Below are 10,285 nucleotides of genomic sequence, written 5' to 3' on the forward strand. Positions count from 1 at the left end.
GCCCAAGCGCCCGACCGCCGGTCACGTTCGGACAGCCCGGCCGCGCCGCCGCGGCCCCGCGAACCCGCTCCGGGGAGGGGGCCGTGTGCGGCGTGGCGGGCATCGCCAGACTGGAGGGGTGCCGCCCGCCTCGCCGCCGAATCAGGTCCGCGGTCCGCGTGACGGCGACGACGGGCGGCGTCCTGGTGACCCCGTCCCGCCGCCGGTCGTCGTCGTCAGCGTGGACCTTGTTCTGCTGACCCTGCGCGGCGGCCGGCTCTGCGTCCTACTGATCCGCGGGGACCCGCCGTTCGATGCGGCCTGGGCCCTGCCCGGCGGTTTCGTCGACGGCGACGAGGACCTCGACACCTCGGCGTCGCGCCAGTTGTGGGCCGAGACCGGGGTGACCACGACTGGCCATCTCGAACAGTTGCGCACCTACGGCGGCCCGCACCGGGACCCGCGGGGGCCCGGGGTCAGCGTCGCCTATCTGGCCCTGCTGCCGAACCTGCCGCAGCCGGCATCCGGCCAGGACGGCCCTCGTGCCCGGTGGTGGCCGGTGGCGGACCTCGGCTCCCCGAACGGCCCCGCGCTGGCCCTCGACCATCCACGGATCGTCGCCGACGGGGTCGAACGGGCTCGCGCGAAGCTGGAGTACACCCCGCTGGCCGCCGCCTTCTGCGCGGACCACTTCACCCTGGCCGACCTGCGTCGCGTCTACGAGGCTGCCTGGGACGTCGGGCTGGACCCGCCGAACTTCCGGCGCAAGGTGCTGTCCACGCCCGGGTTCGTCGTCCCGGTGGGCCGGCGCACCTCCCCGCGCGGCGGCGGCCGGCCCGCGGAGCTGTACCGGCGCGGCTCGGCCACCGCGTTGCACCCGCCGCTGCTGCGCCGCTCCGTCTGACCGTCGCCCGCCGTCTCGCCTCAGCCGCCTCACCTCAGCGACCTCGGCCGCCTCGCCGCGCGCCGTCAGCGGGGCGTGCGCCGTTGCATGTCACCGTGCCCGGCGACGGGTCACGGCGCGGGAATGGCGTAACAATAGGCCTCGTGTCTGTCACCACCGTGTCGCCACTCGACGTCGAGGAAGTCGACGAGGCCCTCGACGACGATCGGCCGTGGGTCACGATCGTCTGGAACGATCCGATCAACCTCATGTCGTACGTGACCTACGTCTTTCAGAAGTTGTTCGGCTACACCAAGTCGAAGGCCACCGAGCTGATGCTCGACGTCCACCACAAGGGGCGGGCCTCGGTCGCCACCGGTACCCGGGAGGAGATGGAGGCCGACGCGGAGCGCCTGCACGCATACGGACTGTGGGCGACGATCGCCCAGGACTGACCGATCTGGACGAGTCAGCCCAGGCAGCCCGGCGCCCGTAGCGGTCCCTGGAAGCTGACCGGAGGTCAGGAGGCGTCTTGAGGCTCGATCCACCCACCGGCCCTCGCCTCGGGGCTCGATCGGCCACCGGCCGTCGCCTCTTCCTCATCCCTGTGTGACCAATCGTGCGCTGGATCGGTCTCGCGCCAGCCTGGCATTTCCCAACGATGAAGCTCCACTGGAGCAACGGGGCCACAAAGGGCTAGCTGGATCGGGGTCGGTCTGACCCGGGCCCGGCGAGGCTGGCCACCGGTAGTGGGCGGCGCCGGCGTGGGCCGGCTGGCCGGGCCGGCTGGCCGGGGTGGCCGGTGGCGTGTGCTTCTGGCCGGGTTGGACTGAATGCCGGGGCCCGGTCGGCCCGGCCGTGGGCCATGGTCCGACAATGTGCTTGGCGGGTCGAGAAGGCGCGGGCGGGATACGTTCGGATCGGTCCGGCCGGAGGCCCGGGGCGGCGATTCCGAAAAGCCCGATGAATCCGTATTCCCCATTTTTGGGGCAACCTATGCGTTCCGCGCCTCGGTTCTGTCGGCCGTCGAGGATGAATCCGGGCTGTGCGTATCGGCCACCGAGGAAAATTCGAGTCCGTCGTCCGGAATATTCGGGTAATTGGGCTGTCGCCTGCTCCGGCGGGCGTCGCGCGGCTACCACATGACTCCGCTCGGTGCTGGGTTAAACGGCGTCCGCATCGCAAAATTGGCCAGATTTCGGGTGGGGCGACCGAGCTACCCCTTCTCGGGGATCGCCCCCGAAAACGCCTCCGGATGACCGGGCCAGCCGCCGGTCGCACACCGGCCGGCGTCCGGTCGGCGCCGACCCCGAGACCCTGGGGCCCGCGCCGATGCGGCACGCAGGGCCGCCCTACCCGCTCGACTAGGCTGGCGATGGTCAACCGCCGGACGTCCGCCGCGGCCCGCCGCGCGCCCGCCCCAACCCAGGCGATGGCGCCGTAGGACCCGTGGCGCGAACGGTCGAGCCGCTGCGGCGGCGGCGGCGTCGGCGTCGGCGGTGACCGACGAGAGATCCGCGGGCGGGCGCTGCGGACGAGCGGTGATGGAGGGCACGACGTCGTGGCTGCTGACGGTTTCCGTCGCACCCGGTCCGGGATCGAGCTGCGGCTGCCGCAGTGGGAGTCGGCACTGCTGTCCCAGCTCGTCGGCCAGATCGAGGCGCTGCTCGAACCGCCGCCCGTCGAGGACCCGCTGGAGGCGATGGTCGGGCTGCGCGACACCGCCCCGCCCCCGCCCGAGGACCCGGCGATGGCCCGGCTGCTTCCCGACCCGTACCCGGACGACCCGATGGCCTCCGGGGACTTCCGGCGCCGCCGCACCGACGACCTGCTCGCCCGCAAGCGCGACGCCGCCCGTCGGGTACTGGCTGCCATGCCCGCTCCCGGGTCCGTGCTCGTCCTCGACGAGGACGCTGCCCAGGACTGGCTGACCACGTTGAACGACTTGCGGCTGTTCCTGGGCACCCGTCTCGCCCTGACCGACGACGACTCCACCGACGAGCTGGAGCGGATGGACCCCGAGGATCCGCGCTACCCGCTGGTGGCGACGTACGTCTTCTTGACCGGGCTGCTCGACGAGCTGACCCGGGCGCTGGACTAGGCCTGGACTAGGCCTGGACCAGGCCCTCGCGCCGATCCGGGGCGGTCTCGTCGCCCGGACCGCCCAGACCGCCCCTTCCGCGTCGTACGGTGGGCCAGTGCTGCGCATCGACCGTGCCTTCTACGAGGCGATCGTCGCCCATGCCCGCCGTGATCATCCTGATGAGGCGTGCGGGGTCGTCGCCGGCCCGGAGGGTTCGGACCGGCCGGAGCGGTTCATCCCCATGGAGAACGCCGAGCGTTCACCGACCTTCTACCGCTTCGATTCGAAGGAGCAGCTCCGGGTCTGGCGGGAGATGGACGACCGCGACGAGGAACCCGTCGTCATCTACCACTCGCACACCGCGACCGAAGCGTTCCCGTCCCGCACGGACATCTCCCTGGCCGCCGAGCCCGGTGCACACTACGTGCTGGCCTCCACCCGGGAGCCCGACCACACCGAGTTCCGGTCCTTCCGGATCGTCGACGGCGTGGTCACCGAGGAGCCGGTGGAAATCGTCTGAGGGCCTGGCATGTTGCAGTGGCCTGGGACGTTGCAGTGGCCTGGGACGTTGCAGGGGCCTAGGACGTTGCAGCGGCGGAGCCGACGTGCGATGGCGCGCGGCAAGGGGGTGACGGCGTGACCGGTTCCGGTTCCGGCGGTGCGCGAGCGAGACGGTCCGGGACACCGTCTCCGCCTGCACGAGCTGAATCGGGGACAGCCGCGCCGTCGTCGGGGCATCCTGGGCCTGCGAGTGGCGAAGTCCCCGCCCCGGTGCGTCCCGGCCATCTGGGCTGACACCCCGCAGACCCCCGCCCGCGTAACCATCCCGCCCGTCCGGGCGGCGCCTCGGTCGAGCCCGACCGCTGGCACCCGCGAAAGGAGCACCATGGCAGTCCAGGTCCGTGTGCCGACGATCCTGCGCAGCTACACGGGAGGTTCGAAGCTGGTCGAGGGCACCGGCGACACCGTCGCCGCGCTCTTCCTCGACCTCGACTCCCGGCACTCCGGGCTGCGTGGCCGGCTGGTGACCGGTGAGGACGGAGCCGAGCTGCACCGGTTCGTCAACATCTACGTCAACGACGAGGACGTGCGTTTCCTCGGCGGCCTCGACGCCAAGCTCAACGACGGCGACGAGGTCACCATCCTGCCCGCGGTCGCCGGCGGTTCCATCGCCAGTTCGCCCCGCGTGCCCGCCGGTCAGCACTGAGCCGAGCGGCAGGTCCGACGCATGCGTTTCGACTCCCTGGCCGACTCGGTCGGCCGGACCCCGCTGGTCGGGCTTCCACGACTGTCCCCGTCGCCGGAGGTCCGGCTGTGGGCGAAGCTGGAGCAGGACAACCCGACCGGTTCGATCAAGGACCGGGCGGCGCTGTGGATGATCGCCGACGGCGAGAAGCGCGGCCTGCTCGTCCCCGGCGCGACCGTGCTGGAACCGACCTCCGGCAACACCGGCATCTCGCTGGCCATGGTCTGCCGTCAGCGGGGTTACCGGCTGGTCTGCGTCATGCCGGAGAACACCTCGGTGGAACGCCGCCAGCTCCTGCAGATGTGGGGCGCCGAGATCCGGTATTCGCCCGCCGCCGGCGGCTCCAACGAGGCGGTCGCCGTCGCGAAACGGCTTGCCGCCGAGAACCCCGACTGGGTCATGCTCTACCAGTACGGCAACCCGGCGAACGCCCAGGCGCACTACGAGACGACCGGCCCGGAGATCCTCGAGGACCTGCCCGCCATCACCCATTTCGTCGCCGGCCTCGGGACGACCGGCACCCTGATGGGTACCGGTCGATACCTCAAGGAACGGGTGCCCGACATCACGATCGTCGCCGCCGAGCCCCGCTACGGGGAGCTGGTGTACGGCCTGCGCAACATCGACGAGGGCTTCGTGCCCGAGCTGTACGACCCGTCGGTGCTCACCTCGCGCTACTCCGTCGGTCCGCGCGAGGCCCTGCGCCGCACCCGCGAGCTCGTCCAGGAGGAGGGCATCTTCGCCGGGATCTCCACCGGAGCCATCCTGCACGCCGCGATGGCCCAGGCCGATCGGGCGGTCCGGGAGGGCAAGCCAGCCGAGATCGCCCTCATCGTCTGCGACGGCGGCTGGAAGTACCTGTCCACCGGCGCCTACGCCGGCACCCTGGAGGAGGCGGAGGCGGCGTTGGAGGGCCAACTCTGGGCGTAGCCCCGTAGATCGCCTTCGGCGATCTACGGGGACCCCTCGCCCACGGCGCCGTTCGGGGTTTTCGTCAGATCGCCTTCGGCGATCTTCCTGGGGGAGCCGTGGGGGCCTTCAGCGATCTACTTGCTCAGGCGGTGAGGATCTCGCCGAGCAGGGCGGACAGGTCGCGGAAGGCCAGACCGCGGTGGCTGATCGCGTCCTTCTCGGCCGCGGTCAGCTCGGCGTTGGTCCGGGTCTGGCCGCCGGCGAGGAACAGTGGGTCGTAGCCGAAGCCGGCCTGGCCGCGGGGCTCGGTCAGCAGGACCCCGCGCAGCTCCCCGTGCGTCACGCGCTCCACGCCGGCGGGGGTGACCAGGGCCGCCGCGCAGACGAAGGCGGCGCCGCGCCGCTCGGGCGGCACGTCGTCGAGCTGGGCCAGTAGCAGGGCGTTGTTCGCCTCGTCGCGCTCGACGCGGGTGCCGTCCCGGCGTCCGGACCAGCGGGCCGAGCGCACGCCGGGCATGCCGGCCAGCTCGTCGACCGCGAGCCCGGAGTCGTCGGCGACGGCGGGCAGGCCGGTCTGCTCGGCCGCCGCCCGCGCCTTGATCAGGGCGTTCTCGGCGAAGGTGGTGCCGGTCTCGGCCACGTCCTCGCCGTCGGGGAGAGCCACAAGTTCCACCGACAGGCCGCTGGCCGCCAGGATGCGGCGCAGCTCCGTCAGCTTCGCCTCGTTGCGGCTGGCGAGCACCACCTTCACCGGCTTCGCGGTCAACGTGTCCCCTCCGGTCGGGCCGGACCCGCCGGTGCCGGACCGCGCAGCGCCTCGGCCTGGATCTCCGTGAGCTGGGCGCAGCCGAACATGGCGAGGTCGAGCAGGCTGTCGAGCATCGCCCGGTCGAACGGGGCGCCTTCCGCGGTGCCCTGTACCTCGACGAACCCGTCCGCCCCGGTGCAGACCACGTTCATGTCGGTGTCCGCGGTGGAGTCCTCGGTGTAGGCGAGGTCGAGCATCGCTTCGCCCCGCACGACCCCGACGCTCACCGCGGCGACGCTCGTCGTGATCGCCGCGGGCCGGCCGAGCCAGCGGGCGGCGTCGACCAGCGCGACGTAGGCGCCGGTGATCGCGGCGGTGCGGGTGCCGCCATCGGCGAGCAGCACGTCGCAGTCGATGGCGATGGTGTTCTCGCCAAGGGCGGCCAGGTCGATGCAGGCCCGCAGGCTGCGCCCGATCAACCGGGAGATCTCGTGGGTGCGCCCCCCGATCCGGCCACGCACCGACTCGCGGTCGTTGCGGGTGTTGGTGGCCCGCGGCAGCATCGAGTACTCGGCCGTCACCCAGCCCAGGCCGCTGCCCTTGCGCCAGCGAGGGACACCGGTAGTCACGGAGGCGGCGCACAGCACCCTGGTCCTGCCGGCGCTGATCAGCGCCGACCCCTCGGCGTGCTCCTGCCAGCCCCGCAGGATCGTCACCTGCCGGAGTTCGTCCGATTTTCTGCCATCGACTCGTGTCACGCCCGCGACACTATCGGCCCGCCCCGGACACGCCGGCCCCGCCTGACGGGACCCGGCCCGCCTGGCCGGACCGGCCCGGCCTGGTCCGATCGGGCGACGGAGTCAGATCTCGAAGGTGGCGCCGGGCGTGGCGATGGTCAGGTTCCCGCCGAACGCCCCGGCCGCCTCCTCCTCCGAACGGGCGGCGTTCCCCCAGGGGACGAGATGGGTCAGCACCAGCCGCCCCACGCCGGCCTTCTGCGCGTGCTCGCCGGCCTCCCGGCCGGTCAGGTGCAGGTCGGGCGGGTTGTCCTCGTCGTCGAGGAAGGACGCCTCGCACAGGAACAGGTCGCTGTCGCGGGCGAGCCGGACGAGCCGGTCACACGCGCCGGTGTCGCCCGAGTAGGTGAGTACCCGATCCTCTGCCGTGACCCGGACGCCGTACGCCTCGACCGGGTGCGCCACCCGGGTCAGGTCGATGCGGAACGGTCCGACGTGCAGGCAACCGGCGCCGATGGTGCGGAAGTCGTAGATGTCGGCGAGGCTGTCCTCCGGCCACTTCTCGAACGCCCCGCACAGCCGTTCCTGGGTGTTGATCGGGCCGTAGACGGGGAGCTTGGGCGGCATGCCCTCGGGGTGGTAGCGCCGCGCGTAGGAGTTCGCCACCAGGTCCAGGCAGTGGTCGCCGTGCAGGTGACTGAGCAGGACCGCGTCGATGTCGCGCAGATCGCAGTGCCGCTGCAGTTCACCCATCGATCCGTTGCCCGCGTCGAGCACGAGCCGGAACCCGTCCGACTCCACCAGGTACGACGAGCAGGCGGAGGCCGGCCCCGGGTACGTGCCGGAACAGCCGAGAATGGTCAGTTTCACCGTGGCACCACCGGGCTCTGCTGGGAGGAATCCTGATCCGCCGCGGGTCGGGCGGTCCAGACGGCTGCGGTCGAGGTCCTGGTGGCGGGCGGCGCCGACGGCGCCGACGGCGCCGGGAGGGAGGGTTCCCCGGACGCCACGGCCGAGACCTGGACGAGTTCGGGCCCGAGGAACCTGCGCCCCACGCGGGTGAACAGCGCCGGGTCACCTGTGGTCAGGAAGCGGTGGCTGGGTGGTGGTAGGTCCGGGTCCCGGAACAGTCCGTCCCGCGCGAGCACCCGGTAGGTGTCCTTCGCCGTCTCCTCGGCACTGCTCACCAGCGTCACGCCCTCTCCCATCACGAGACCGATGACCCCGGTCAGCAGCGGGTAATGGGTGCATCCGAGTATCACTGTGTCGACGTCGGCCTCCTGCAGCGGTGCGAGGTATGCCTCGGTCAGTCCTAGTAGCTGCCGCCCGGAGGTGATGCCCCGCTCGACGAAGTCGACGAACGCGGGGCAGGCGACACCGGTCAGGTCGACGCCCGCGGCAGCCGTGAAGGCGTCGTCGTAGGCGCGGCTGCCGATCGTGGCCACCGTGCCGATGACGCCCACCCGACCGCTGCGGGTCGCCGCCACCGCGCGTCTGGTCGCCGGCATGATCACTTCAACGACCGGAACGCTGTAGCGTTCCCGCGCGTCGCGCAGGCACGCCGCGCTGGCCGTGTTGCAGGCGATCACGAGCAGCTTCACCCCCTCGTCGACCAAGCGATCAAGACACTCGAGGGCGTAGCGGCGTACCTCGGCGATGGGGCGTGGTCCGTAGGGTGCCCGTCCGGTGTCGCCGAGATAGACCAACGGCTCATGCGGAAGCTGGTCCAGAATGGCGCGCGCCACCGTAAGACCGCCTACTCCGCTGTCGAACACCCCGACCGGCGCGCCACTCATGAGCGATCAGACTAAGCCGGAAACCCGGTGCTCACCCTGTGGCTGTCATCACGAAACCTTTGTCCAATACGGGACAGCAGGGGCAAGTCGCACATCGTGGCGATCTGTCCGGCGCTTCGGGTTGCCTCGCCGCGTGTCATACGTCGTTGCTACCCATGCTCCGGACCCGGTGTGCCGGGGCCGGACGATGTGTGGCGGGGTCGACATCTCTCGGCGGCCCCCTGGCCGCAGAGGAAATCGCAGCTTCCGACCGATCGGATTGGGAACGATCCGGTGCGGTCCGCTCGTCCTCTCGCGACGAAAGGTGCCCGACTGGCAGCGGCATACGGGTAGAGGGACCTCAAACGGGGTGTACGCTAGAACTGCCTGTAATCGATCAGTGACTAATAGCTATCGACCAGGTAGGTTGAGGACGCGGCTGAGGTGTCCGGGTCGTTCCCATCCGTCCCCGAACCGCGATGCCCCAGTCGCATCCTCGAGCTCGGCGGCGTCCGGTCGGGGCATCCATGGGGATGCCCCGACCGGCACCGTCGGGCCAGTGCCCGTGATCCGCGGGCACCGGCGCCGGAGTGCCCCCGTCCGGCTGCCCGGTGGGGTTGCCGACCGGCCCGCCGCGTGGCGCCGGCTGGGCATGATCCGTCCGCGTTTCAGGCCGTAAGCCGTTCCTCGATGTCCCCCAGTGCCCCTACCATGACGAGATGCTGTGATTGTCGCCGCCGTGGGCTGGGTATGTCATCGAATGTCAGCAGGCGATGACGGTGCGTCACCACGCGTCGGCGCCGTGGGCGGGTGCCGTCGGCCCACCGCTGCGTCGCGGCCGCCGACCCGAGGACGGACGGAGTAAGCGGGATGATCGCCGTCAAACCGCCCTCCCGGCTTGTCGGGTTGGCGTCGATCGAGGTCGTAGCCCTGGCGAGGGCGATAGGAACGTGCCTATGGCACGGTTCCTCGCTGCGGTCGCCGCGGGCGTCGCCCTCCTGGTGGGAGGGCTGGTCACCCTGGCGCTCGTGCTCCCACCCGCCTACAGCTCTCTGGTCCCGTTCGTCATCATCCTCGTCGTCGTGGGGGTCAACATCACTGCCTGGCTTGTGATCCCGCATGTTGTCGGCTCGGCGTCCGGAGCCGAGGAGCGTCCGGCGCCCGCGCACGCCGACTCCGGCGGTGGCTCGTCGCTCGGCCTCGCCCAGGCCGGGTTCGACTGGCCGAGTGCAGACCTGGCCGCCGAACCGAGCGCTGACGAATGGTCGTCGTGCTGGGACTATGCCGGTCGCGACGGCGCCGACGACGATCGCTGGTAGGAACGGCTCCGCCCAGGCCGGCGGGCGCACGACTCACAGCAGCACGGCGACCAGCGCGGCCAGCCACAGCGAGGCCGCGTGCAGCGACTGGTCGGCCAGGTACATGCCGTTCATCCCGTTTTCGGCGAGCTCGGCGAAGTCGCCGCCTCCCGTCCTGGTCAGCAGCCAGCGCACGGCCGACCGGCGGTCCCACAGCGCGTGGGTGACCACCGAGATCGTCAGCCCGGCGACGGCCCCGGGCGCGGACAGCCGCAGGTCGAGCCCGATCCCCGCCACCGTCACCATCACCACGATGACCGCGTGATACGCGGCCAGGTGGCGTCCCAGCGCCGCCCAGCCGGCCGGGCCCGGGGTCGTCTTCAACCGGGCCTGGGCGTCGGTCTGGCCCAGCACATGATCGGCGAGCTGGTGTGCCGCGAACAGTGTCACCAGCAGGACCGCGAAGGTGACGGCCCTGGTCATGAGGTGGGGGCGGGGCGTCGGGACGGAGCTGCGCTCATCGTCAATCCTGCTCTGCGCCCAACACCCGGGCGGGCCGGGCGGGCCGCGGACGGCTCGGGGCCGCCCACTGGTGGCTCCGTCGGCGGGCGGCACGCCCCGGGC

General features: G+C 71.6%; 12 protein-coding genes. 7 read left to right on the forward strand and 5 right to left on the reverse strand.

Going from position 1 to position 10,285, the window contains the following annotated elements; translation table 11 throughout:
* Positions 1-220 precede the first annotated feature (220 nt).
* The 6 genes from ND748_RS17025 to ND748_RS17050 all read left to right on the forward strand — a co-directional run bounded on the left by ND748_RS17025 (position 221) and on the right by ND748_RS17050 (position 5,121).
* Positions 221-883, forward strand: a complete 663-nt coding sequence (locus tag ND748_RS17025; RefSeq protein ID WP_251746786.1) for an NUDIX domain-containing protein — start codon at positions 221-223, stop codon at positions 881-883.
* 143 nt (positions 884-1,026) lie between these two features.
* Positions 1,027-1,317: an ATP-dependent Clp protease adapter ClpS gene (gene clpS, locus ND748_RS17030; protein ID WP_251746787.1), complete on the forward strand. Its 291-nt coding sequence runs from the start codon at positions 1,027-1,029 to the stop codon at positions 1,315-1,317.
* A gap of 1,106 nt (positions 1,318-2,423) precedes the next feature.
* A complete protein-coding gene (locus ND748_RS17035; protein ID WP_011602687.1) occupies positions 2,424-2,963 on the forward strand; it encodes a DUF2017 domain-containing protein in 540 nt (179 codons plus the stop codon).
* 97 nt (positions 2,964-3,060) lie between these two features.
* The gene (locus ND748_RS17040; protein ID WP_251746788.1) at positions 3,061-3,465 is read left to right on the forward strand and encodes a M67 family metallopeptidase; all 405 of its coding nucleotides are present in this window, start codon (positions 3,061-3,063) and stop codon (positions 3,463-3,465) included.
* A 366-nt stretch (positions 3,466-3,831) separates the two neighbouring features.
* Positions 3,832-4,152 carry a MoaD/ThiS family protein gene (locus ND748_RS17045; protein ID WP_251746789.1) on the forward strand — a complete coding sequence of 107 codons (321 nt, stop codon included), beginning with the start codon at positions 3,832-3,834 and terminating at the stop codon, positions 4,150-4,152.
* A 21-nt stretch (positions 4,153-4,173) separates the two neighbouring features.
* Positions 4,174-5,121, forward strand: coding sequence for a PLP-dependent cysteine synthase family protein (locus ND748_RS17050; RefSeq protein ID WP_251746790.1), 948 nt, complete (start codon positions 4,174-4,176; stop codon positions 5,119-5,121).
* A gap of 124 nt (positions 5,122-5,245) precedes the next feature.
* On the opposite strand, the gene rdgB is transcribed toward ND748_RS17050, so the two are convergent.
* From rdgB to murI, 4 genes are all read right to left on the reverse strand, one after another.
* Positions 5,246-5,869, reverse strand: coding sequence for an RdgB/HAM1 family non-canonical purine NTP pyrophosphatase (gene rdgB, locus ND748_RS17055; protein WP_251746791.1), 624 nt, complete (start codon positions 5,867-5,869; stop codon positions 5,246-5,248).
* The gene (gene rph / locus ND748_RS17060; RefSeq protein ID WP_251746792.1) at positions 5,866-6,609 is read right to left on the reverse strand and encodes a ribonuclease PH; all 744 of its coding nucleotides are present in this window, start codon (positions 6,607-6,609) and stop codon (positions 5,866-5,868) included. The genes rdgB and rph overlap by 4 nt, the downstream gene beginning before the upstream one ends.
* 102 nt (positions 6,610-6,711) lie before the next feature.
* Positions 6,712-7,458, reverse strand: coding sequence for an MBL fold metallo-hydrolase (locus ND748_RS17065; protein ID WP_251746793.1), 747 nt, complete (start codon positions 7,456-7,458; stop codon positions 6,712-6,714).
* The gene (gene murI, locus ND748_RS17070; protein ID WP_251746794.1) at positions 7,455-8,384 is read right to left on the reverse strand and encodes a glutamate racemase; all 930 of its coding nucleotides are present in this window, start codon (positions 8,382-8,384) and stop codon (positions 7,455-7,457) included. Before murI ends, ND748_RS17065 begins: the two co-directional genes overlap by 4 nt.
* A 935-nt stretch (positions 8,385-9,319) precedes the next feature.
* On the opposite strand from murI, the gene ND748_RS17075 reads away from it, so the two are divergent.
* Positions 9,320-9,682 (forward strand): hypothetical protein, encoded by a 363-nt coding sequence (locus tag ND748_RS17075; protein ID WP_251746795.1) that lies wholly within the window; start codon positions 9,320-9,322, stop codon positions 9,680-9,682.
* Positions 9,683-9,715: 33 nt separating this feature from the next.
* Here ND748_RS17075 and ND748_RS17080 read toward each other — a convergent pair.
* Positions 9,716-10,285 (reverse strand): DUF3307 domain-containing protein (locus tag ND748_RS17080; protein ID WP_285902255.1); only part of this gene is annotated, 570 nt, incomplete at its 5' end.

Source organism: Frankia sp. AiPs1 (genome assembly GCF_023716945.1).
GTDB lineage: Bacteria > Actinomycetota > Actinomycetes > Frankiales > Frankiaceae > Frankia.

Bases quoted from the DNA above. Each gene is read 5' to 3' on its own strand.
- murI (WP_251746794.1), bottom strand. From the start codon at position 8,384: ATGAGTGGCGCGCCGGTCGGGGTGTTCGACAGCGGAGTAGGCGGTCTT.
- ND748_RS17075 (WP_251746795.1), top strand. From the start codon at position 9,320: ATGGCACGGTTCCTCGCTGCGGTCGCCGCGGGCGTCGCCCTCCTGGTG.
- ND748_RS17045 (WP_251746789.1), top strand. From the start codon at position 3,832: ATGGCAGTCCAGGTCCGTGTGCCGACGATCCTGCGCAGCTACACGGGA.
- ND748_RS17050 (WP_251746790.1), top strand. From the start codon at position 4,174: ATGCGTTTCGACTCCCTGGCCGACTCGGTCGGCCGGACCCCGCTGGTC.